The organism is Geobacter psychrophilus (genome assembly GCF_056821595.1).
Map to the genome: position 1 here is coordinate 1,245,516 of NZ_JBXDTU010000004.1, position 22,603 is coordinate 1,268,118.

18 protein-coding genes are annotated in these 22,603 nt (G+C 58.3%); 8 read left to right on the forward strand and 10 right to left on the reverse strand.

Annotated features, from left to right (window positions below; genetic code table 11):
* Positions 1-2: 2 nt before the first annotated feature.
* The 3 genes from selB to ACOCF6_RS08080 are packed head-to-tail and all read right to left on the reverse strand — an operon-like array spanning position 3 to position 3,566.
* Positions 3-1,913, reverse strand: a complete 1,911-nt coding sequence (gene selB / locus ACOCF6_RS08070) for a selenocysteine-specific translation elongation factor (protein ID WP_482459870.1) — start codon at positions 1,911-1,913, stop codon at positions 3-5.
* 4 nt (positions 1,914-1,917) lie between these two features.
* Positions 1,918-2,622, reverse strand: a complete 705-nt coding sequence (locus ACOCF6_RS08075) for a response regulator transcription factor (protein ID WP_482459871.1) — start codon at positions 2,620-2,622, stop codon at positions 1,918-1,920.
* Between the two features lie 5 nt (positions 2,623-2,627).
* The gene (locus tag ACOCF6_RS08080) at positions 2,628-3,566 is read right to left on the reverse strand and encodes a sensor histidine kinase (RefSeq protein WP_482459872.1); all 939 of its coding nucleotides are present in this window, start codon (positions 3,564-3,566) and stop codon (positions 2,628-2,630) included.
* Positions 3,567-3,723: 157 nt separating this feature from the next.
* On the opposite strand from ACOCF6_RS08080, the gene ACOCF6_RS08085 reads away from it, so the two are divergent.
* Positions 3,724-4,206: a hypothetical protein gene (locus ACOCF6_RS08085; protein ID WP_482459873.1), complete on the forward strand. Its 483-nt coding sequence runs from the start codon at positions 3,724-3,726 to the stop codon at positions 4,204-4,206.
* A 102-nt stretch (positions 4,207-4,308) separates the two neighbouring features.
* Here ACOCF6_RS08085 and ACOCF6_RS08090 read toward each other — a convergent pair whose 3' ends face one another.
* Genes ACOCF6_RS08090 through ACOCF6_RS08100 form a run of 3 tightly spaced genes read right to left on the reverse strand, consistent with a single transcriptional unit; the run spans position 4,309 to position 7,893 of the window.
* Complete coding sequence (locus tag ACOCF6_RS08090; protein WP_482459874.1) at positions 4,309-6,810, reverse strand: helicase C-terminal domain-containing protein; 2,502 nt, start codon at positions 6,808-6,810, stop codon at positions 4,309-4,311.
* 7 nt (positions 6,811-6,817) lie between these two features.
* Positions 6,818-7,336 (reverse strand): chromate transporter, encoded by a 519-nt coding sequence (locus tag ACOCF6_RS08095; protein WP_482459875.1) that lies wholly within the window; start codon positions 7,334-7,336, stop codon positions 6,818-6,820.
* Positions 7,336-7,893 (reverse strand): chromate transporter, encoded by a 558-nt coding sequence (locus tag ACOCF6_RS08100; RefSeq protein WP_482459876.1) that lies wholly within the window; start codon positions 7,891-7,893, stop codon positions 7,336-7,338. Before ACOCF6_RS08100 ends, ACOCF6_RS08095 begins: the two co-directional genes overlap by 1 nt.
* 195 nt (positions 7,894-8,088) lie before the next feature.
* Between ACOCF6_RS08100 and mtnA the strand changes: the two genes are divergently transcribed.
* The 3 genes from mtnA (at position 8,089) to ACOCF6_RS08115 (ending at position 12,650) form a co-directional block, all read left to right on the forward strand.
* Entirely contained in the window at positions 8,089-9,129 is a 1,041-nt protein-coding gene (gene mtnA, locus ACOCF6_RS08105; protein WP_482459877.1) for an S-methyl-5-thioribose-1-phosphate isomerase, read from the forward strand.
* Positions 9,130-9,169: 40 nt separating this feature from the next.
* Positions 9,170-12,295, forward strand: coding sequence for a bifunctional [glutamate--ammonia ligase]-adenylyl-L-tyrosine phosphorylase/[glutamate--ammonia-ligase] adenylyltransferase (glnE, locus tag ACOCF6_RS08110; RefSeq protein WP_482463300.1), 3,126 nt, complete (start codon positions 9,170-9,172; stop codon positions 12,293-12,295).
* 82 nt (positions 12,296-12,377) lie between these two features.
* A complete protein-coding gene (locus ACOCF6_RS08115) occupies positions 12,378-12,650 on the forward strand; it encodes a GSU3128 family (seleno)protein (protein WP_482459878.1) in 273 nt (90 codons plus the stop codon).
* On the opposite strand, the gene ACOCF6_RS08120 is transcribed toward ACOCF6_RS08115, so the two are convergent.
* Genes ACOCF6_RS08120 through def form a run of 3 tightly spaced genes read right to left on the reverse strand, consistent with a single transcriptional unit; the run spans position 12,640 to position 14,908 of the window.
* Positions 12,640-13,440 carry a DUF116 domain-containing protein gene (locus tag ACOCF6_RS08120; RefSeq protein ID WP_482459879.1) on the reverse strand — a complete coding sequence of 267 codons (801 nt, stop codon included), beginning with the start codon at positions 13,438-13,440 and terminating at the stop codon, positions 12,640-12,642. The two genes, ACOCF6_RS08115 and ACOCF6_RS08120, sit on opposite strands and share 11 nt — an antisense overlap.
* Positions 13,437-14,396, reverse strand: a complete 960-nt coding sequence (gene fmt / locus ACOCF6_RS08125) for a methionyl-tRNA formyltransferase (protein WP_482459880.1) — start codon at positions 14,394-14,396, stop codon at positions 13,437-13,439. Before fmt ends, ACOCF6_RS08120 begins: the two co-directional genes overlap by 4 nt.
* The gene (def, locus tag ACOCF6_RS08130; protein WP_482459881.1) at positions 14,393-14,908 is read right to left on the reverse strand and encodes a peptide deformylase; all 516 of its coding nucleotides are present in this window, start codon (positions 14,906-14,908) and stop codon (positions 14,393-14,395) included. The genes fmt and def overlap by 4 nt, the downstream gene beginning before the upstream one ends.
* Positions 14,909-15,047: 139 nt before the next feature.
* Here def and ACOCF6_RS08135 point away from each other — a divergent pair, with 139 nt between their 5' ends.
* Positions 15,048-15,212 carry a hypothetical protein gene (locus ACOCF6_RS08135; RefSeq protein WP_482459882.1) on the forward strand — a complete coding sequence of 55 codons (165 nt, stop codon included), beginning with the start codon at positions 15,048-15,050 and terminating at the stop codon, positions 15,210-15,212.
* Positions 15,213-15,255: 43 nt separating this feature from the next.
* Here the strand turns inward: ACOCF6_RS08135 and ACOCF6_RS08140 are convergent, their stop codons facing one another.
* Positions 15,256-16,104, reverse strand: coding sequence for an HDOD domain-containing protein (locus ACOCF6_RS08140; protein WP_482459883.1), 849 nt, complete (start codon positions 16,102-16,104; stop codon positions 15,256-15,258).
* 244 nt (positions 16,105-16,348) lie between these two features.
* Here ACOCF6_RS08140 and ACOCF6_RS08145 point away from each other — a divergent pair, with 244 nt between their 5' ends.
* From ACOCF6_RS08145 to ACOCF6_RS08155, 3 genes are all read left to right on the forward strand, one after another.
* Positions 16,349-18,244 carry a tetratricopeptide repeat protein gene (locus ACOCF6_RS08145; RefSeq protein WP_482459884.1) on the forward strand — a complete coding sequence of 632 codons (1,896 nt, stop codon included), beginning with the start codon at positions 16,349-16,351 and terminating at the stop codon, positions 18,242-18,244.
* Positions 18,245-18,328: 84 nt separating this feature from the next.
* Positions 18,329-21,907: an alpha-amylase family glycosyl hydrolase gene (locus ACOCF6_RS08150; protein ID WP_482459885.1), complete on the forward strand. Its 3,579-nt coding sequence runs from the start codon at positions 18,329-18,331 to the stop codon at positions 21,905-21,907.
* On the forward strand, positions 21,846-22,601 hold the full coding sequence (locus ACOCF6_RS08155) for an NADH-quinone oxidoreductase subunit B family protein (protein WP_482459886.1): 756 nt from the start codon (positions 21,846-21,848) through the stop codon (positions 22,599-22,601). Before ACOCF6_RS08150 ends, ACOCF6_RS08155 begins: the two co-directional genes overlap by 62 nt.
* The last annotated feature ends 2 nt before the right edge of the window (positions 22,602-22,603 follow it).

A 22,603-nucleotide genomic window follows, 5' to 3' on the forward strand; every position in this document is an offset into this window, starting at 1 on the left:
CATCATTTCCGCCGTGCCACCCGCTTGTCCCCCACCCTGATCGTCACCTTTTCGCTGTCAAAATGCTCCAGCAGCGGAATCAGGAACTTGCGCGACAGGCCGGTGCATTCGCGATAGTCGGTCGGGATGATCTCTCCCTTCTGGTGCAGCAGGGTCACCAGTTTCTCCCGCAGGCCCTCCAGGGCGGGACTGGCATAAAAGAGGTCGTTGGAGATCCGGGTAACAGAGCCGTTCCTGACCAGCAGCGCCAGATTTGTACGGGCTGTTTTCTCGTCACAGCGGAAGCGCTCCATAATCTCTTTGACCGTCGGTGGCTCAATGCCCCCCTCCTGCAGGAACAGCGCAATCCTGCCGGAAAGATCCTCGACAGTACTGCCCTTTCTGGCGACCTTGCCACCCGGCTTGACGATCTCCCGGTCCGGAATCAGCATGCCGTCCTTTTCCAGTGCAGAAAGCAGCGGCGTGAAGAATCTCTGATCGCTCCGTTTCGGCAGCCGCGTCTTGAGCTCTTCCTTGCCCATCCCCTCCTTGAGCGGGTTGGCGTCCAGAAATACCGTCAACTCGTCAACCAGCCCTTTTTTGAGGGCTTCAAAGGCGCTTTTGGCCAGGAACAGCCTTGGCTCGCGGACGACCTGCAACACCTCACCGGACGAGAGCAGCGCCGCCAGCGAGGCTTCCACCCCCTTGCGCGGCACACCGGAGCGGAGCAGAATCTCATCAAAGCTGATGCCGGACAGCAGACTCTGGGCGATGATCAGGGCAATCGTGCGCTGCTGTTCGGCCTGCCCGAAGGCCTGAAGCAGTTCGAGCGCCTCGCTGTTTCTGCGGCGACGGCGCGGCGGAAAGGGATCCAGCACGACACCGCCACCGACCGTAGTGGCCGGCGCCGACATGCGCAGGATGTAACTGTCGCCGGAGAGCAGCAGGGCCGGCACCTTCAGCCGCAGCTGGGCATAGGCGCTTTCCCCCGGCTGGAGCGTATCGCGGTCCAGCAGGATCACCTGGGCCGAAACCTCATAGGTGGCGGAATGAAGCCGCAGGGTGGCGCGGTGTTTCAGCTCGCGGGGCGCCGAGGCCAGGTAGTCCAGGCGCACGTCCACGGCCCGGGTGGCCCGGAAGACGCCCCTTGGCACTACCACATCCCCGCGATGGGCCTGGTCCAGATCGATACCCTGCAAGTTGACGGCCAGACGCTGGCCGGCCTGCCCCTGTTCGGCCTTTGCACCGTGGGCCTGAATGCCTCGTACGCGCCCTTCGCGGCCCGAAGGGAGCAGCTCCAGTTCATCGCCCACCCGAATCTCGCCCGCCAGCAGCGTACCGGTCACTACTGTCCCGAAACCGGCCACGGTAAAGACCCGGTCAACCGGCAGACGGAAACTCCCTTCCCTGCGCTTTTCGTCCGCCATCTCCGCCAGCCGGGCCAGCTCGGATCGCAGTTGGTCCAGACCCTCGCCGCTGCGCGACGACACCGGGCAGATGGGCGCCCCCTCCAGGAAGCTGCCGGCCACAAAATCCCGCACCTCTTCGGTCACCAGCTCCAGCCATTCACGCTCAACCAGATCGCGCTTGGTCATGGCCACCAGCCCGCTCTTGACACCCAGCAGCCGCAGGATATCCAGGTGTTCGCGGGTCTGGGGCATGATGCCCTCATCAGCGGCGATCACCAGCATGACCAGATCCATGCCGCCGACGCCGGCCACCATGGCACGGACGAACTTTTCGTGACCCGGCACATCCACGATTCCGAAGCGGATGCCCCCCGGCAGTTCCAGATGGGCAAAGCCCAGCTCAATGGTAATGCCGCGGGCCTTCTCTTCCTTCAGGCGATCGGTGTCGATGCCGGTCAGGGCCTTGACCAGCGAGGTCTTGCCGTGGTCGATATGTCCGGCGGTGCCGAGGATCAGGTGTTTCATGCCCTTACCCCTTCCGGCTGAAACGGTAGCCGACGCCGCGCACGGTCTGGAAGTGGACCGGGTGGGTCGGATCCGGCTCGAAATACTTGCGCAGCCGGACGATGAAGTTGTCCAGGGTGCGGGTTTCGGTGTCGTTGGCATAGCCCCACACCGACTGCAGCAGGGCACCGCGCGGGATGATCTCCCCTTCCTTCTGGAAAAAGAGCGACAGGACCCGCACCTCCATCTCGGTCAGATCGATCTCACCCTGGGCGGTCCGGGCACGGTAGGAGAGCGGAAAAACCTCGTTGCTGCCGAAGCGATAGCCCTCTTCCACCGGGTCGGGACGATACCACGAGGAGCGCCGGAGCATCCCCTTGACCCGCAGCAGAAACTCCACCAGGTTGAAGGGCTTGGTCAGGTAGTCGTCAGCGCCGTTTTCCAGCCCCTCCACCCGGTCACCATCCTCGGAGCGGGCGGTCAGCATCAGGATCGGCACCCGCGGATCGAGGGTGCGAATGGCCCGGCAGACCTGGAAACCGTCCATACCGGGCAGCATGACATCCAGGATGATCAGTTCAAAGTGCTCCACCTCCAGGGCGATCAGGGCCTTTTCCCCGGTTTCGAAATGGCTGATACGGCAGCCTTCCTCTTCCAGGTTGAAACAGATGCCCCGCGCCAGGTGGATCTCGTCCTCGACCAGCATGATATGTGGTTTTTCATTGTCCATAGTCATTACCCCGCCGGTAGAGTTATGATGAAGGTGCAACCCCTGCCAAGGCCTTCGCTCTCCACCAGGACATTTCCGCCATAAGCGCGGATGATGGTTGCAACGATATACAGCCCCAATCCGGTCCCGCGGATATTTTCTCCGGCCGGATGGACACGGTAGAACATTTCGAAGACATGCTTCAACTCATGCTTATCGAGCCCACGCCCTTTATCCTGGATCGACAGGCGGGCCGTATTCCCGGCCCTCACCAGGCGGACGGCTATGTCCGGGCTGCCGGGCGAATAGAGCACGGCATTTTCGAACAGGTTGCGCAGCACCATGCCCATCTCTTCCGGATCGACCAGCAGCTTGAGCGCCGGCTCCGCCTCCAGCGTGATGCTGCCCCCCTGGGGCAGGTTGGCGCGCTCACGCTCAACATATTCAGCCAGCATAACGGTCATATCCGTCAGGCGCCGTTCTGCCGGTTTGCGACGCTGTTCCAGACGTGCCGCCATGAGCAGATTATTGATGAGATAATGCAGTCGGTCCGTATCCGCCAGCATGGTCCCGACAAAGGCATCCAGCTTATCCTCGGCCGGCCGGCGCAGGCGGATGGTTTCAAGGTGCAGCTGGATCGAAGCCAGCGGTGATTTCAGCTCATGGGTGACCTGGGAGATGATGTCGCGCTGCTTGGCGTAGAGCTTGGACTGGCGGTTCCAATATACGAAAATAACGTACACCCCCACCAGGATTACGACCAGCAGCAGCAGCCCCTCGACCATAACCGGCCAGTTGAAGCCCATGCCGAGGAGCTCGGGGCGGTATTTCTCCGCCAGCGCCCTGAATTCGCGATGTTTGCCGACAAACCAGTAGATCCAGAACACCACCAGCGTGATCCAGACCAACTGGATGGCGATCAGCGCCATGACCGGATGAAATATCTTACGCAGCAGTACTTTCACACGTCCTCACTACCGGCAGATTTTCCCGGCCCGGATATCCGGGCAAAGGAATGTTTACAAAAAAATGCAGAAAATCACTTCAAGCTTACCCATTATTCTGTTATAACCGCTGGGCACGTGCAGCGCAATCAGAGAGTAAACCGGAGAGAATATACACATGGCCAGTTTTGATTTTAAACACCTGAAGCGTACCATGACCATTTACCGCGTAGTCCAAGTCCTGTTGATGTGCCTGCTGGTGTATGTGGCCATCATCTTCCAGAACAATTTCAGCCTGCTGGGTAAGCCTGAAAAATTCATGTCCAGCATTGTCGCAACCATCGTGATCCAGCTGCTGCTGCTCTACCCGATTTACCGGCTGGCGTGGCGTGATGTCGGCGTCGAGATCGAAGGCTGTGTTGTCGGCCTTACCAAGGAAGCCCAGGCGGCCTTGCGAAAAAAACGCTTGCTGGGCGATCTCTGGAAATTCAGCGCGGTCGGGTTTTTCCTGGCCTTTGTGAGCCTGGTTCCGGATGCAAAAAAGGCTGTGGGCGCTCCCATCATCCTGGCCATCATCATTTTTTCATTCCTGTTGATGTGCCTGACCTACTTCCAGTGTTACAACTTCAGCGCCAAGAAACGGATGAAGCAGAACGGATAATTCACAAAACACCAGCCCGTATCCCTTCTCCCTTTGGGAGAAGGTGCCCCAGCGGGGCGGATGAGGGGATTTTGTGACATAACAACGATCCCGTTATATTTCTCATTTCCCCCCGAAAAACGCCCTCATCTTCATAAACACCTCGTCCGAATCACCCCGAACCAGCTCCGTAGCAGGCAGTGACCGCAAGAAGGTCTTGCCGTAGCCCTTGGTGGTTATGCGCCGGTCCAGAATCAGGACTGCACCGCGGTCGTCGCGGCTGCGGATCAGGCGGCCAAATCCCTGGCGAAACTTGATCACGGCCTGGGGAATGGAAAACTCCCGGAACGAGTCGCCGCCGCTGGCATCGATCTGCTCGGAGCGGGCCTGCTGCACAGGCTCCGTCGGTACCTGGAACGGCAGGCGGGCAATGATTACCAGTCGCAGTGCTCCACCTTTCACATCCACCCCTTCCCAGAATGAATCTGTGCCGAACAGCACGGCATTACCATCCTTGCGGAAATGGGCCAGCAGGGCATGACGCCCCCCCTCACCCTGCTTGAGCACCGTCAGGCCCAGCCTGGAGAGAGCCGGCGTCAGGGCGGCATGCACCTTGTTGAGCAGATCGTAGGAGGTAAACAGGACAAAAGCGCCCCCCTTGGAGATACCCACGGCCCGCAGGATGCGTTCCTCCAGCGCTTCGCGAAAACCGGGAGCAGTCGGTTCGGGCATGTCGTCCGGCACAGCCACGAAGGTCTGGGAGGCATAGTCGAACGGCGAGGCCAACTGCAGCTCCTTCAGCCGTTCCTTGGGCAGCAGGCCGAAACCGGTGCGCTTCTTGAGGTACTTGAAATCACCGCCGACTGTCAGGGTGGCCGAGGTGACAATAATCGTTTTCAACCGGTCGAGGATGGTTTCCTTGACCTGGCCGGAGATATCCAGCGGTGCGGCGCACAGCCTGGCCTGCACGCCCCGGTGGCCTGACGACGTCTCAATCCAGCTGCAGTACCCTTCCGGATTACTGATGAAGAACAGCAGACCGTCGACCATGGCCTGCAGGCGCCCTTCAATGCCGGCGGTGTCCAGCAGCTGGTCGCTGAGCTTCTCCTTCAATTTGTCAGGCAGGTCATTGCAGCGGCGCACCAGGGTCCGCAGGGCTGAGGTGTAATCTCCCAGTGCAGCTGCCAGGGCCTGCAGCCGCTGGCAGCACTCCTGCCAGAACGGCCGGCGCTGGACATCAGGGGTTATCCGCAGCTTGCGTTCGCGCCCACCTTCCCCTCCGGCCTCACTTTCCACGGCCAGGGCCAGCCAATCCATGGTTGCTTCGGTCAGTGCGCCGACATCGCGGCTCTTGGGCATCAGATGGGTTTCCAGCAGGGCCGAGAGTTCGGTGTAGAGTGCTTCCATGCTTTCGGGCAGATCGCGGGTCAGGCGATTGGAGATGATCGTCAGCAGGCCGGCCTTGGTGCTCTTTTGGGGGACAAGGCGATGCAGCTGCTTCAGAATGGCGCCCCGTGAGATGAGCAGCGACAGGTGGCTGGTGGCCACATCCTCCAGGTGATGCCCTTCATCGAAGATGAGACGGCTAAAGGGTGGCAGGATGGCGGTGGCGTCATAGCCGGTCTCCTTGCGCAGAACAATATCCGACAGCAGCAGGGCGTGGTTGACCACCAGGATGTTGGCGGACGAGGCATCGCGCCGTGCCCGGTAGAAAAAGCAGCGGTTGAAGTGCTTGCATTTGGAACGGCTGCACTGGTCGGCCTCGCAGCAGACCTCCTCCCAGGTACTGCTCCGCGGAGCAAATGACAGATCTGTGCGGCAGCCATCCTGGCAGACCTTGCTCCACTCGATGATGCTGGTCAGCTCCGCCGAGGCATCATCAGGAAACAGTGACGGTTCAGCCTCGGCATGCTCCAACTTTCGCAGGCAGGCGTAGTTGCTGCGGCCCTTGACCAGGACCGCCTTGAACTCGACCTGGGAGTTGCGCGCCAGAAAGGGGAGGTCTTTCCGGATCAGCTGTTCCTGCAGATTGATGGTGTTGGTGGAGACCACCACCCGCTGATTGTTGCGCACCGCCCACAGAACGGAGGGCACCAGGTAGGCCAGGGATTTGCCGGTGCCGGTGCCGGCCTCCACCAGCACAACCTTGTCACTGTTGAAGGCTTCACTGACGGCAAGGGCCATGCGCAGCTGTTCGTCGCGCTGTTCGTACCCTTTCAGATGCGCCATCATACCGTCGGTTGCGAAGACACGACCGATCTCGTCCAGAGAGATCAATTCGCCTTTTTTTTCCGCAAAGGGGGAAACCACCTGGTAGCAGCGGCTGCAGTCGTTGTTGATGATGGCGAAGCCGATGCCCTGGTTGCCGGCCACTGAGGCGATCTCCATGTCGGCCCCGGAAGGGGTCAGGTCTCCGGAGGGGTGGTTATGCACCACCACATCACCACAGGCGGCCCGGGCCAGGATGGCGGGCACCGCCGTTTTGGTGCCGCGGGCAATCGCCTCGACCTCGCAGACAATGCCGTCCAGATCGGTGCGGCCGATAAAAAAGACCTCGTTGCCGGAGGCCTCTCCAATTTCATGACGCATCAGCAGCAGCGCGTCGTCGTTAAAATAGTTTTTCATGATTTTCTCAATTGAGTATCAACCCCACCACTCCCGCCCCAAGTATCACAAGCATCGGACTGACCCTGGTCCATTTGAAGAGCGCAAATCCGGCCCCCAGGATAATGAATTCATTTATCCCGGACAGGGATTCGGCCCCCAGGTTCCAGGCCGCCGCCGCAACCAGGCCCACCACCGCCGGCAGCAGGCCGTCCAAGGTGTTTCTGACCAGGTCGATGTTCTTCAGCCGGTGATAGTTGCGCCCTATGACCAGCATCAGGACAACGCAGGGTATGAAGATACAGACCGTGGCCACCAGACCACCCAGAAATCCGCCGGCCCGAAAGCCGGTGAAGGTGGCCAGCATGGCCAACGGACCGGGGGTCAGCTGGGAAAGGGCCAGTCCGTCCAGAAACTGGCGCAGTGTCAACCAGCGGTACTGCTCGACCATGATGTGGTTGAGCAGCGGGATCAATACATAGCCGCCACCGACAAAGATCAGGCCGATGCGGAAGTAGATCCAGGCCAGTGAAAACAGGGAGACCATCAGCAGTGCCTCCGGCGGTAGAGGCACATCCCCAGCGACCAGGCGGCAGCTGCCAGCAGGACCCAGGCGGCATTGAGCTTGAAGAAAACTGTGGCAGCGAAAGAGGCCAGGGCCAACAGGGAGCTGTTGAGACCCTTGATCTGTTTGCGCCCCATATCAATGGCCACCACCACGATCAGGCCGATAACCACCGGGTTGGTGCCTTTCAGCGCCGCCTGCAGCTGGGGCAGTTTGTGGTAGGTGAAATAAAGCCAGGACAGCAGCGATACCAGCAAAAAGGAAGGCATGATAAAAGCGACTGCAGCGGTAACCCCACCGCGGATGCCGCGCAGGTGATGGCCGGTAAAGGTGCAGACATTCAGGGAAAAGGGACCCAGTATCTGGCCAAAGGCCAGGCCATGCAGGAATTCTTCGCTGCCGATCCACTGCTTCTCCTTGACGCAGATCCGTTCAATCAGGGCAACGATGGCCATACCGCCGCCAAAACCGGTCAGGCCTATCTTGGCAAAGGTCAGAAAAATCTCTGTCAGGGGAACTTTTTTTTCAGGAACATGCATTGATATAAGTTATACCAGCGCTTCCGTCGTATCGGCAAGGGAGAAATGATTGCCTGTATCACCGCCTCCGTGATACAAATATCAACTTGCCGCACATTATTTGCCCAACCCGGACAAACAGGATTGATTCGTTACCAGATTATATTTTTGTCACAATAACAAGCAGATAGATTATTAACGCACCAAGGAGACACCATGTCCTTCCGAACCATTGAATGGCGCGACGATGCCGTCATCATGATCGACCAGACCCGACTGCCGGGAGAAGAGATCTACAATACCTACAGTGACTTCAAGGCCGTGGCCGAGGCCATCCGGGGCATGATCATCCGCGGGGCTCCGGCCATCGGCGTGGCGGCAGCCATGGGAATTGCCCTGGGGGCCCGGGACATTATCGCCGACACCCATGAGTCCTTCTTCCAACAGCTGGAGAATGTCTGCAATGTCATGGCCCGCACCCGTCCCACGGCAGTCAACCTGTTCTGGGCCATCGAGCGCATGAAACGTGTCGCCGAGGCGCATCGCGATAAAAAACTGAATCAGATCAAGGAGATCCTCAAGAAGGAAGCCATTCTCATCGAAGAGGAAGACCTGACGATCTGCCATAACATCGGCAAATGGGGCGCCACCCTGATCCCGGAAGGGGCCACGGTCCTGACCCACTGCAATGCCGGCGGCCTAGCCACAGCCGGTTACGGCACCGCCCTGGGGGTCATTCGTGCCGCCCACGAGGCCGGCAAGAACATCCAGGTCTTTGCCGACGAAACCCGCCCCTGGCTGCAGGGGGCACGGCTGACCGCCTGGGAATTGATGAAGGCAGGCATCCCCACCACGCTGATTTCCGACAACATGGCCGGATTCTTCATGAACCGCGGCGAGATCACCTGCTGCGTGGTCGGCGCTGATCGCATCGCCGCCAACGGCGACACGGCCAACAAGATCGGCACCTATTCCGTGGCCGTTCTGGCAAAGGAAAACAACATCCCCTTCTACGTGGCAGCCCCCGTTTCCACACTGGACCTGACATTGAGTGACGGCAGCAAGATCCCCATCGAGGAACGCCCCGCCAGCGAGGTCACCCACATCAAAGGCATCGCCATAGCACCCGAGGGGGTCGGTGTGCGCAACCCCTCCTTTGACGTGACACCGGCCCGCTACATCAGTGCCATCATCACCGAGAACGGCATCGTAAAGGGCGATTTCCTCTCCGGGCTGCGCAGGATTACAGGCAACTGACATGCATGTAGAACGTTTTTCACTGGATTTCAACCGCATCATGGCTATCGAGGCCACTGACGTACGTTCCCATGAACTGTCCCTGTTCCTGGAATCCCACGGCTATCAGTACGGCTCACGCTCCGCCGACAACATACTTCTGGTGCAACCGGTCTTTCCGCTTGAAACCCTGCATCGCATCCTGGTCTGCTCCCTTCTGACCCCATCGCCGGACATGGCGCTCAACAACTTTGAACGTCTGGCCGGTGTGATCAACACCGCAGACCTGGCCGAGGTGGCACACCGGAAAAAGCGGCTGGCACAGTTTCTGATGGTCTGCGGCTCATCCCCCTTTCTGGTTAATCTTATCTTCAAGACACCCGACACCTTCCGCTGGCTGTTCCTGGAGAATGCCATCGATCTGGCCCGGACAGACGACGACATGCTGGCTGCGCTGCGCAGGCAGGTAAACGGCAAGACCGATTTCACCGAACTGTTCAAGGCATTGCGCTGCTTCAAACGGGCCGAAATCCTGCGCATCGCCACCCGTGACCTGAACGGACTGGCTCCACTGGAGGAGGTAACACGGGAACTCTCCGGCCTGGCGTCCTCCTCACTGCAAGTCGCCCACGATGTCTGCCGCCAATGCCTGATCCGCGAACACGGCATCCCCCTGATGCAGTCCGAAAGCGGTCCGCGCGAAGCTGAAATGACCGTGATCGGCATGGGCAAACTGGGCGGCAACGAGCTCAACTTTTCCTCCGACATCGACATCATCTATTTCTACGAATCCGATAACGGCGAAACCAGCGGCATCGACAGCGGTACCGCCGGCACGAAAGGGGTCATCTCCCTGCACGCCTTCTTCAACAAACTGGGTGAGATGATCAGCAAGGCCCTGTCCCAGGTCACTGAGGACGGCTTTGTCTTTCGGGTGGACGTGGGACTGCGGCCCGAAGGCAAATCCGGCGACATGGCGGTCTCACTGCGATCGGCCGAGATTTATTACGAGTCGTGGGGCCAGTCCTGGGAACGCACCGCCATGCTCAAGGCCCGGCCGGTGGCCGGCTCTCTTGAGCTGGGTGAACAGCTGCTGAAAATGCTGCAGCCGTTTGTGTACCGCAAGTATCTCGATTACAACCTGATCGAGGACATGAAACACATGAAGCAGAAGATCGATGCCTCTCTGGCCCGTTCCATGGAGGGTGAAACCAACCTCAAACTGGGGCGTGGCGGCATCCGGGAGATCGAGTTTTTCATCCAGGCCCTGCAGCTGGTATACGCCGGCAAGAATCCCAAACTGCGGGATCGCAACTCGCTCAATTCGCTGGAGGGCCTGTTGACCGCCCGCCTGATCTCCGAGGACGATCATCGCATGCTTTCCGATGCCTACCGCTTCCTGCGTACTGTGGAACACCGCATCCAGGTGGTACAGGAACGTCAGACCCACAATCTGCCGATCAAAGACGATGAAATCCTGGCCTTGTCACGTCGCAGCGGGTTCCTGCGCACGGGCGGACTTCAGCGCTTCCGCGAGGTCCTCGAAGAGCATCGCGGCAATGTCTCGACCATCTACGGCAACCTGTTCCACACCCGTGACGAGAAGCTGCCACAGGCTGCCGACCCCGAGGTGCTCTTCTTTCTGGATCACAAGGCCGACGGGGATCTGGTCAAGGATATGCTGGCTGAGCGGCGCTTCGAAAACGTGGATCGCGCCTATGACAACCTGCTGTCACTCCGCAATGGACCGGTGAAAGCCAATCTGACCGAGCGCAGCCGCCGACTCCTCGAAAAGATATCGCCACTGCTGCTGCACGAAATCTTTGAATCTCCCGATCCGGACATGGCCCTGGCTAACCTGGAGCGATTCCTGGCAATGATCGGTACCCGCTCATCATATTACGCCCTGCTGGCCGAAAATCGCGAAACACTCAATCTGCTGGTATCGTTGTTCGGCATGTCCGAGTTCCTGTCCAAAATCCTGATCGGGCACCCGGAACTGCTGGACAGCCTGGTGGCCCGCAACGATGCATCCTCCATCAAACCGAAGGAAGTTATGGCCAGGGACCTGGCCAGCCTGCTGGAGCAGTCCGACTACTTCGAAGAGCAGCTGGACGTACTGCGCAGGTTCCGCAACGAAGAGTTTCTTCGCATCGGTCTGAATGATATCCACGGCAAACTGGGACAGAGCGAAACCACCAGCCAGCTGAGCCTGCTGAGCGAAGTCTGTCTGGACGCCGCTTTCCGGCTGGCAGTACAGGAGCTGAAACGTTTTGGAACGCCTACCCACCTGGTGGACGGCACCCGGAAGCTGGCCAGCCTGGCGGTGATCGGCATGGGCAAACTGGGTGGCGGTGACCTCAATTACCACTCCGACCTGGACATCATCTTCGTTTATGACCACCAGGGGCTGACCGATGGCGACAAGCAGATCTCCAACCATGAATATTTTGCCAAGCTGGCCCAGAAGGTCATCTCCATCCTGACCATGCAGACCCGCGAGGGGTATGTCTACAAAATTGACACCCGGCTGAGACCGTCGGGCAATGCCGGACCATTGGTCACTTCGCTGGATTCGTTCCTGGACTATCATCGCAAAGAGGCACAGATCTGGGAGCGACAGGCCCTGACCAAGGCCCGCGTTGTGTTGGGAGACCAGCAGCTGGCGAACCAGCTGCACGATGTTATCCGCCAGACCGTTTACGGAGCCTCCATTGATGACGACGGCCGCCGGGAAATTCACCGCCTGCGCATGCGCATGGAAAACGAACTGGCCAAGGAGACCGCCGACAATTACAATATCAAGACCGGACGGGGCGGCATGGTTGATGTCGAGTTTGCCGTACAGTACCTGCTGCTGAAATACGGCTACCGCTTTCCGGAACTGCGCACAACCAACACCATTGTTGCGCTCAAGGAGATCCAGACCCTGGCGCTTTTGCCCGGGAACGATGCCGAGACACTGCTGAGCGGTTACAAGTTTCTCCGCAAACTGGAGAATCGCCTGCGCATCATTCATGACTATTCTGTCAATGACCTGGGAGGTTCGAAGAACTATATCAACAAACTGGCCTTGCGACTGGGGTACGATCCAAAGCTGAAAAACCCCGGGGCAAGCCTGATCTGCGATTACGAGGAAATCACTGGCATGATCCGTGACTGTTACGATCGGATATTAGCAAGTTAAAACGTATTTTCTGCGGTCAATCTGCAAAAATATGTTCGTTAACGCGTTGATCCGCTGTAACGGGCTGAGGGGAGAAAACAGTATGAAGATCCGCAAGAAGATTCTGGACTATGAGTACGAAGAGGTGCTGGATACCAAGACCCGTGAGTTGATCCGCGTTGGCTGCGCCATTGCCGTAGGCTGCCCCACCTGACTGAAAAAACACTTCGCGGTCGCGAAGGAGGCCGGGGCAACGGGGGCAGAACTGCGGGAGGCGATCGCCTACGGCATCATTGCTCCATCGGGCAGGGCCAAAAATTTTGCCCTGGGCATGCTGGATGAGGTGGAGGGTACACAAGTCGATTCTAAGGCATGATGTTCCCGGGCTGCTCTTCGATCAGCAGAATCTGGCTCAAAGCTTCATCGATCTTGCGCACATCAACGGTGGTGTTAAAGCAGGGGCCGAAAGGACGATCGTTGAGGATACCGATGACCGGCAGGGGATAACAATCCTTGATGCCGGAGGTCAGATCCCGCTCACAGGCCACGGCCAGCACCAGCTTGGGCCGTTTTTCCACGATGACCTTGCGGGCCAGGGTGCCGCCGGTAGCAACGGAAATATCAATATTATACTTGCGTCCGATATCCACGAGCCCCTTGATATCGCAGCGGCCGCACAATACGCACTTGTTGATGTCCCCGGTGACCTTGATCTCGCAGTCAAACAGCTGGATGCAGTGCGGCAGCAGCACCAGAACCCGGTCCGGGCTGATCTTCTGCCGCTGGGAAACCACCAGGCTGTTGTTCATGGCTATAAACGACTGGCGGATGCCGTCCTTGTCCAGCCCCAGCATGCGTCCGACGAACTCGATCACCGGCAGCAGAAACTTGATCACCACCAGCCGCATAAAGCGGGTAAAGAAGATATCCTTGCCCAGGGCAGTGGTCAGCACCAGCAGGCCGGTACCCAGAATGGCCATCCCGGAAAGCACAGCCACGGCGATACCGACGATATGCGGCAGGTTGGGATGGATATTGGCCAGACCGCGGTTGGGCACCCACCAGGCCAGAAAAATCAGGCCCACCAGGATCAGGCAGGTCAGCCCCATCAGAGATATGAACAGCCGCTTGCGGGGGGGGGCTATCTTCTCTTCCATGGAGCTCATACGGGTACGCCTTCACTTTGAGCGCTTCCAAGCAACGCACCTTCGGCAATTGCGTATCCGGACAGGAAGCTGGCGATATCCAGACGTTTTTTACCCGCCAGCTGTACCTCTTCGATTATCAGGCTGCCGGTCAGGCAGGCCACCTCAAGCCCTTTTTTATCGGCCCGCAGCACCTGGCCGGGCAGTCCGCTGCCCGTACCGACCCTGGCACGGTAGATCTTGAGCACCAGGCCATCCAGAAAGGTGTACGCACCAGGCCAGACCACCAGACCCCGCACCTGGTTGTGGATGCTGCCGGCAGCCCGGCACCAATCAATCTGGCCGTCATCCTTCTTCAGCATGGGGGCATAACAGCTGAGGGCGCCGTCCTGAACCTGCGGCACAATGGAACCGGCGGCAAGTCCGTCCAGGGTTTCTGACAGCAGCTCCGCCCCCATGACCGACATGCGGTCATGCAGTGACACTATGTCTTCGTTCTCATCAAGGGGTGTCGAACGCTTGAGCAGCATCGGCCCGGTGTCCAGACCGACATCCATCAGCATGGTGGTGACACCGGTTTCCGTCTCGCCATTGACGATACACCAGTTGAGCGGAGCAGCCCCACGATACCGGGGCAGCAGCGAGGCGTGCACATTGATGCAGCCCAGAGGCGGAATATCCAGCAACGCCTTGGGGAGGATCTGCCCGAACGCCACAACAACAATCACATCGGGACGCAATTCCCGTAGACGCTCAATGACATCCGGGTCGCGGACCTTGAGCGGCTGATGAACAGGAATGCCGTATTTCAGAGCCAGCTCCTTGACCGGCGGCGACATAAGCTTCTGCCCTCTGCCTTTGGGTCGATCGGGCTGGGTTACAACCGCCACAACCTGTTCGCCGCGATCGATCAAGCATTGCAGGGTAGGACAGGCAAACTCCGGGGTTCCCATAAAGATCACACGCCGGACGGTCATTGGTTTCCCTCGCCGGATTCAGCCATCCTGCGGGCCCTGCGTTGAAACAGATCTCGCTTGAGCGGAGAGAGGTGGTCGACAAACAGGATGCCGTCCAGATGATCGATTTCATGCTGGAAGGCGATGGCCAGGAGCTCCTCCGCCCGCCAGGTTCGTTCATTTCCGGCAAGGTCAAGGGCCTTGACCACTACCCGGGCATGCCGACGGACATTGGCAGCATATTTCGGCACGGACAGGCACCCTTCTTCTTCGAAGGCTTCCCCTTCGGCATGGACAATGACCGGATTTATTGCCACAATCAGATCAGGGGTCTCATCCTGTGCCGATACGTCGATGACGATGACGCGCTGGTGCACACCGATCTGCGGCGCAGCAAGCCCGACACCGGGGGCATCGTACATGGTTTCGGCCATATCCTGCACCAGTTCACGGACGGTGTCATTTATTACAACCACAGGAGCGGACTTCTTTTTGAGCTCGGGATTGGGGTACGTGAGGATGGTACGGATCATGGTCTTCCTTGCAGCATGGTTTCTTTAGTGAGCAGCAACAGCAGGTACAGTCGCATCAAATTGTCGAGAATAATTGTAAATAATAATCTTTACTGCTGAAAAAATCAATTTCAACTTTATCCGGTCACGGAGGCGCGAAATGACTGAACCGCTATCAAGAATCAGCACCATCAAGGAAGCAGGCAAAAAAAATGCACCGGACACACGCCTGAAACACGAAAAAATCACCCGGCATGCAGAAGAAACCGATGAAGACTGCGTTGAAATTTCGGAGGAGGCACGGGAAAGGTCCGCAAGCAAATAACGCAGTGACAATCTCGACAATCTGAACGAAGAATCCGCGTAGATCAACTGAAGAAACTTTTGTCCTTCTCGTAAGCTTCCGTGATTTTTTCCAGCAGGAGCTCAATGCGGGCTTCATCCAGATTCAACAACGTGGCAGGCACGGTATCGTGGAGCAGCAGATCATCATCCGGCTCGCGCACTCCGATCCCCAGCTTGTGACAGAACAGATTTGCAAGCCCCACCACACAGGTCAACCGCACCTGGTAGGTATCCTCATCTTCGGCAAAATCAAAGCTGTGATGCTTGAGGACAGCCTGCATGAGAATTGCAGGGAAATTCCACTTCTTTATGACCAACCCCCCGACCTCGGCATGGTTGTAAGAAAAAACCTGCTGTTCAGCATCCAGAAACGACATGCCTTCATTGTAACACTTCTGGACAACCAACTGAAATTGTTGATTATCCAGGTTATTCAGGATGATCTTGCCGATATCGTGAAACAGGCCGCCCAAAAAGGCTTCTTCCTCATTGACGATCCTGGTACTGTTGGCAATGACACGGGCAGCCAGGCCGGCACCGAACGAGTGCTCCCAGAGCATCTTCTCGGTAAGCCCATAGGGTTTGTACACCTGTTTAACCGACGCTGCCACGACCAGACTTTTAAGTGTGCCGAAACCAAGCACCATGATGGCATGTGACAGGGTTTGTATCTGGCGCTGACAGCCGTAAAACGACGAGTTGGATATCTTCAGAACGCGGGCCGCAACAGCCGGGTCTGAAGCCACGACCTTGGCAAGCTCCTCAGCAGATGCACTCTCGTTTTCGATCAGCTGCATGACCTTGGTAGCAACCACCGGAATTGTCGGCAGGTCACTGGCAGACATGATCATCGATTCGAGCTCTTTATTCATTATCTATACCCTCTTGTTTCGTCAGTATATCCAAGTAAATCTGGAATACATTTCTGTCATGTTTTGCAGAAAGGAATCCCGGAAGGTACCCATCCCGTTTATAAGAGCTTGGACGGTTTACTCGACTGTCGGCATTATCTCACACTGTGACAAATAATCAAGAACTTCGCCTAAATAATTGAAACTTTGCCGGATGGCATGTATAATCCCCCACCACTAACGCGCCAATCAAGGAAAATGACATATGCAGAAACCATGGAACTACCTGATGTTGCTTTGCGCCACCACCCTGCTGACCGGCTTCAGCTGGGGGTTCGGAAGCGATCCCTGCAAGAATGCATTGGAGTTGGCCGGTTCGCTTGAATCCCTGCGTGATGAAGTCCAGGTTCGCCAATCCGAGGCAAAGATTCTCTCCCTCTGTCCCGATGGCGCCGCCGGGCACTTTGTATCGGCGGTGCAACTCGAACGCGTCGGAAACCTGGACGGTGCCATCAACGAATATCGCAAGGCACTGCAGCAGGAACGCACCTTTCCCCTGGCCAGCGGCAACCTGGGGCTGCTCTATGCCCAGAAGGGCATGAATGACGATGCCTCGGTCGAGTTGGCTCGCGGCCTTTCTGCGATCCCCAATCCCAGGTATCATAAGGCCATGGCCCGTATTCTGGCAGAACGCAAGGTGTTCCCCCTGGCGATTTACCACTACAATGAGGCCGCCCGGGATTTGACCCGCGACGCCGAAGTGTTTACCGGCCTGGCAGCCGCCTATGCCGCAACCTCCCAACCCGACAAGGCCCTGGAGGAATACCGCCGGGCGTTGACGGCCGACCCCAATTCCGAATCAGCCCATATCGGCATAGCCTCGATTTATATCTCACGAAACGAGCAGGACAAGGCCCTGGAATCCCTGAAAAAGGCTGAAACCGGCAACCCCCAGAATCGCGAGATTCACCTGATGATGGCCGCTATCTACGAAAAAAAGGGCGATGCCAAATCTGCTGAATACCAGTATCTGCTGGGGGGTAAGCCCAAGAACGCCGCAACAGCCGCTCCGCATTCAATAACAGCGGGTGAGGGCCATCTATCCGGCGACCCCGCCAAGGATGCAGAATCAATAAAAGCCGCCATCAAGGAAAACCCGGGTTCGGCAACACTGTATGAAAAACTCGGCAACCTGTATCGCTCAATCGGCAAGGATGCCGAAGCGATTGCAGCCTACAAAGAGGCCGCCCATCTCAACAGCACCAACCATGAAGTCTATTTGAACCTGGGCATTCTTTTTGAGAAGCGCAGCCAGCTTGATGAAGCGGTCGTTGCTTACAAACAGGCCATACGTATCAAGCCGGACAGCGCCGATGCCCACCTGCGCCTGGCTGACGTGCGCAGCAGCCGCGGCCTGTATCAGGAGGCGGTAACACACTACGGCGAATTTCTCAAATTGAAGCCGGACAGCCCCGACATTCAACTCAAACTGGCACGCATTTTCGCCCGCAACAAGGAAACCGGTCTGGCCATTGAGGCCTATTCGGCCTTTCTGAAACACTCGCCTGACAACGTCGAAGCCAACCGCGAGATAGCCGCCCTGTACAGGGCCAAGGGCACCAATGACAAGGCCGTGGAGCATTATAAAAAGGCCTTGGCACAGCAGAAGGACGACATGGACACCCGCAACGCCCTGGTGTCCATCTACGTAAAAAACAAGCAGTATGATGAAATTACCGAGTTGCTCAAAGGAACGGCGGAACTGTTCCCCGATGATCCCAACAACCACTACAAGCTCGGACTGATCTACGAATTCAAGAAAGATTACGAAAATGCCATCGCCGGCTATAAAAAGGCGATTGAGCATAAAGCCGACCACGCCCGCTCGCTCAATGCGCTCGGCCGGCTCTACATGAAAACCGGCCGGATCAACGAAGCCAAGGAAATGCTCGAGGCAGCCAAAAAGGCGGACCCCAGCATGGAAGAGACCGCTGTTTTACTCAACAATATCCGTGACGAGTTCAATCCGGAACCGCGCAAAATCAGCAAAAGTAAAAAAAGCAAATCCAGGAAAAGCAAAAAAGGTGCAAAGGCATCCAAGGGCTCAAAAAGCAAAAAAACGACTGACAAAAAACCGGGTACACAGAAAAAACAGCAGTAGCCAGCCCTTTGGCCGGCAGACAACCTGGGCGGGTCAGCCCAGCACCCCCAACTTGCACACTGTTTCAGACCACCGGGTACTCTCATGACTGAATACAGCTCCTCGGCACCCTATTTTTCCCATATCATCCAGATCGATGCACAGCACTGGCGACAGCTCGATCTGGGACCTCTTTCGCGCCTGATTGCAGATCGCGCCATCCCCGACATCATCTTCTATCGACAGCTGGCATTGCGAATCAACCGCCGCCGAACGGGCGCAACCCCCTTTGTCCATGCCGGTCAGCTCAACATGTACGCCACACTGCTGAAGGTCTACCACCACCTGATTGATGTAATTGCCACGGAGGCAACGCCTGATGTGCTGGTGGACGCACTGAGGCGCTCCGGGCGTACTGCCGCCGACGCGACGACTGCTCTGACCGCTACGAGTTTTGTTGAATTGTTCCCGCCTGACGGGGTACCGCCCGCCGAAGGCAGGCAATGGCTCCATGCGCCGGAATCCGCAATTCCACGCCAGCGGCTGGTTCTGCGGGAACTGCTGCTCCTGCGTCTGGCTGCCGGTAACCCGGCTCTCGACAGTTTCCGTGAGATCCTGGACGACCGCCAGTTGGCGGCAACAGCCCCCGCCTATCCGCAACTGGTTGCAGACCTGGAACTCGCCCTGTCTTACAGCCCGCTGCTGCCGAATCTGGAGATGACACTGGCAGAGGCCCTGAGGGCACCGATCCTGGCCAGCCCGGATTCGCTCTCCGGTCAGGTGGGTTTCATCCGTGAACAGTGGGGCGCGCTGCTGCCGGCCGAACTGTTGGAGGAGCTGCTGATGTCCTTCGACATCCTGCTGGAGGAAGAGCGGGGCTGGGGCGGCACCGGCGAACCGGGACCACCTCCGGTGATGGAATTCGGACGGGGGGGACGTGCCGGCGCTGCGGGCAGCGGGGTTGGCGGTGCCGGCCATGCCGACGGCAGCTCAATCTTCGGCGGCTATGAGTATCCCGAATATGAACATTTCTCAGCGGATGCCGACTGGATGTCCAATGTTGTCCTGATGGCCAAGATGGTCTATGTCTGGCTGCACCAGCTCTCGAAACAGTATGCCCGACCCATCACCCGCCTCGATCAGATACCGGACGCTGAACTGGATCGTCTGGCCGACTGGGGCTTCACCGGACTTTGGCTGATCGGCATCTGGGAACGCTCACCGGCCTCCCAGCACATCAAGCAGTTGTGCGGCAATCCCGAGGCCATTGCCTCGGCCTATTCGCTCTACGATTACGAAATCGCCGGCGACCTGGGGGGCTGGGAAGCGCTGCACAATCTGAAAGATCGGGCAGCACGCCGCGGCATACGCCTGGCCAGCGATATGGTGCCCAACCATACCGGTATCTATTCGCGCTGGGTATTGCAGCACCCGGACTGGTTTGTCCAGACCGACTATCCACCCTTCCCGACCTACCAGTTCAACGGTGAAGACCTTTCCCATTCCCCGGATGTCGTCATCCAGGTCGAGGACGGCTACTGGACCAAAACCGATGCCGCCGTTGTATTCCGCCTGATCGAGCGGGGCACAGGCCGTATCCGCTATATTTATCACGGCAACGATGGCACCTCGATCCCCTGGAACGATACGGCCCAGCTCAACTACCTGATCCCCGGGGTACGCGAAGCGGTCATCCAGACCATCCTGCATGTGGCCCGCAGCTTCCCGATCATCCGCTTCGATGCCGCCATGACCCTGGCCAAGAAACACTTCCAGCGGCTGTGGTTCCCGGTGCGCGGATTGGGCGGCGGGATCCCCTCCCGCGCCGGGCACGGCATGAGCCGCGAGGAGTTCGACACCGTCTTCCCGACCGAATTCTGGCGCGAGGTGGTTGACCGGGTAGCGGCAGAAGTGCCGGGCACCCTGCTGCTGGCCGAAGCATTCTGGCTGATGGAAGGCTATTTCGTCCGTACCCTCGGCATGCACCGGGTCTACAACAGCGCCTTCATGAACATGCTCAAGATGGAGGAGAACGCCAAATACCGCCAGACCATCAAGAATGTGCTGGAATTCAATCCCGAAGTGCTCAAGCGTTTTGTCAACTTCATGAACAACCCGGACGAAAAGACCGCCGTCGAGCAGTTCGGCCGCGAAGGCAAGTATTTCGGGGCCTGCGTGCTGCTGGCAACCATGCCCGGCCTGCCCATGTTCGGGCACGGCCAGATCGAAGGGTATCATGAAAAATACGGCATGGAATACAAACAGGCCTACTGGGATGAAGCGCCCGACGGCCACCTGATCTGGCTCCACGAACAGCGCATATTCCCGCTCCTGCGCTGCCGGGGACTCTTTTCCGGTTCAGAGCATTTCGTGCTGTACGATTTTTACGCGGGCGACTCCGTCAACGAGGACGTTTTTGCCTATTCCAACCGGGCCGGCGAACAGCGTGGCCTGGTACTGTATCACAACCGCTATGCGTCCACCGCCGGCTGGGTCCGTGAGTCGGTCGCCTTTGCAGCACATGCGGATAGCGAGCACACGGACCTTCGCCGCACAACCCTCTCAGCAGCCTTGAATCTTGTCAATGATGACCAGGTGTATTACAGCTTCCGGGACCATACCCTGGGGCTGGTCTTTCTGCGCAACAGCCGGGAACTGGCAGAAAAAGGACTCTACGCCGAACTGGGTGAATACGAATTCCATGTCTTTACCGATTTCCGGGAAATCAGGGAGGACGCCGAAGTATCATGGGGCCGACTCTGCAGCACACTGAACGGCCGTGGCGTCGTCAGTCTGCAGGACGAACTCACCCAGATGAAGTATGCCAGCCTGAATGCCGCCTTCCGGGCCGTTCTGGAACTGGATCCTGCGACCATCACGACAGAATCAGCCTACAGGAAGAAACTTGCCCCGCTGGTGCGGAACTTCCTGGCCGCTCTGCCGGCGCAGTCCGGCGCGGGAGCCGACCTTCAGCGTGCCGTACGGGTACGGTTGCCGGCCGGCCTGACATTCCTGACCATGCTGAAAGGCATCAAGCCATCAGCACCTGCTTCCCGGAAGATGCTCTCCGGAGCCCTGAAGCTTCTTGCTACGCCCAACGGCGGTCAGCTGCTGCTGATGCTGCTGCTGCTCAAAGGCAGTCGTGTCGATCTGGAACAGTATGGACTCGATTACAGCCTGAAACAGGCTGGCGGATATACCGCACCGGAAGAAGGCCAGCGAGCGGCTCTGCTTCTTCAGGCGCTGCTGTCCCGCGATTCGGCCGACTCAGCGGATACGTTCACGCCGTTTGAACGCGCATTCGCTACTCTCGCCGGCAGAAATTTCATGCAAGTACATGTCAGCGGGGGCACGGAATGGTTCAACAAGGAGCGCTTCGAAGAACTGCTGGAATGGTATGCCATCATCAACCTCATGGAGCACGCCGCAAGTCAGCCATCTGCCCGCACGGTTGCAACCTGGCTGGGCCGCCTGGCGGCTGAAAACAGGCAGCAACTGGAGCTGGCGGCCCACGCCGGCTATCGCACGAAACTGCTGTTGCAATTGCTGAAACCGGTCGAAACAGCCCCGAAAAGCGGTGCTGATCCTGTACACTCCAAGAAGCCTGCAAGGAAGAAGACGGATGTTCAAGGCACTACTCGAACGAAGACGGCAAAAACACCGGACAATAAACTACCCCGCTGAGCCGGCGGTACTTCCGGAGCAGTTCAGGGGCTATCCGCGCCTCAATCAGTCCTTGTGCCCTGCGGGATGTCATCTGTGTGTGGAGGCCTGTCCGGTCGGTGCGGTCTGCAATCTCAACGGCCTGACACTGGATATGGGTACCTGCCTGTTCTGCCCTGAGTGCACCCGGGCCTGTCCGACCGGCGCGATTGCGTTTGAACGCAACGAGAAGCTGGCCACATCCGAGCGCGAGGATCTGGTGGTCCGTCAGGACGAAGAGCAGCGGCTGGCACATGCCATGGGCAGGGAGTTGCTGACACTGTTCGGGCGTTCGTTCAAGCTGCGCGAGGTCAGCGCCGGAGGCTGCAACGCCTGCGAAGCCGATACCAATGTTCTTTCCACCGTTGGTTTCGATCTGGGGCGCTTCGGCATCCAGTTTGTCGCCAGCCCGCGACATGCCGACGGCATCTACGTGACCGGACCGGTCACCGAACATATGCGCGTCGCCCTGCTCAAGACCTGGGAAGCGATCCCCGGCCCCAAACTGGTCATCGCCGCCGGCGCCTGCGCCATCAGCGGCGGACCGTACCGCGGCCACCGCGAGGTGCATGACGGCCTGGATACCTTCCTGCCGGTAGATCTCTATATACCGGGCTGCCCACCCCACCCCCTGACCATCCTTGACGGCCTGCTGCGCCTGATCGGGCGGTTATAATC

Excerpts from the sequence above, each read along its gene's own strand:
- selB (WP_482459870.1), bottom strand. The coding sequence starts at position 1,913 with ATGAAACACCTGATCCTCGGCACCGCCGGACATATCGACCACGGCAAG.
- ACOCF6_RS08075 (WP_482459871.1), bottom strand. The coding sequence starts at position 2,622 with ATGGACAATGAAAAACCACATATCATGCTGGTCGAGGACGAGATCCAC.
- ACOCF6_RS08085 (WP_482459873.1), top strand. The coding sequence starts at position 3,724 with ATGGCCAGTTTTGATTTTAAACACCTGAAGCGTACCATGACCATTTAC.
- ACOCF6_RS08090 (WP_482459874.1), bottom strand. The coding sequence starts at position 6,810 with ATGAAAAACTATTTTAACGACGACGCGCTGCTGCTGATGCGTCATGAA.
- ACOCF6_RS08095 (WP_482459875.1), bottom strand. The coding sequence starts at position 7,336 with ATGGTCTCCCTGTTTTCACTGGCCTGGATCTACTTCCGCATCGGCCTG.
- ACOCF6_RS08100 (WP_482459876.1), bottom strand. The coding sequence starts at position 7,893 with ATGCATGTTCCTGAAAAAAAAGTTCCCCTGACAGAGATTTTTCTGACC.
- mtnA (WP_482459877.1), top strand. The coding sequence starts at position 8,089 with ATGTCCTTCCGAACCATTGAATGGCGCGACGATGCCGTCATCATGATC.
- glnE (WP_482463300.1), top strand. The coding sequence starts at position 9,170 with ATGGCTATCGAGGCCACTGACGTACGTTCCCATGAACTGTCCCTGTTC.
- ACOCF6_RS08120 (WP_482459879.1), bottom strand. The coding sequence starts at position 13,440 with ATGAGCTCCATGGAAGAGAAGATAGCCCCCCCCCGCAAGCGGCTGTTC.
- fmt (WP_482459880.1), bottom strand. The coding sequence starts at position 14,396 with ATGACCGTCCGGCGTGTGATCTTTATGGGAACCCCGGAGTTTGCCTGT.
- def (WP_482459881.1), bottom strand. The coding sequence starts at position 14,908 with ATGATCCGTACCATCCTCACGTACCCCAATCCCGAGCTCAAAAAGAAG.
- ACOCF6_RS08135 (WP_482459882.1), top strand. The coding sequence starts at position 15,048 with ATGACTGAACCGCTATCAAGAATCAGCACCATCAAGGAAGCAGGCAAA.
- ACOCF6_RS08140 (WP_482459883.1), bottom strand. The coding sequence starts at position 16,104 with ATGAATAAAGAGCTCGAATCGATGATCATGTCTGCCAGTGACCTGCCG.
- ACOCF6_RS08145 (WP_482459884.1), top strand. The coding sequence starts at position 16,349 with ATGCAGAAACCATGGAACTACCTGATGTTGCTTTGCGCCACCACCCTG.
- ACOCF6_RS08150 (WP_482459885.1), top strand. The coding sequence starts at position 18,329 with ATGACTGAATACAGCTCCTCGGCACCCTATTTTTCCCATATCATCCAG.
- ACOCF6_RS08155 (WP_482459886.1), top strand. The coding sequence starts at position 21,846 with ATGTTCAAGGCACTACTCGAACGAAGACGGCAAAAACACCGGACAATA.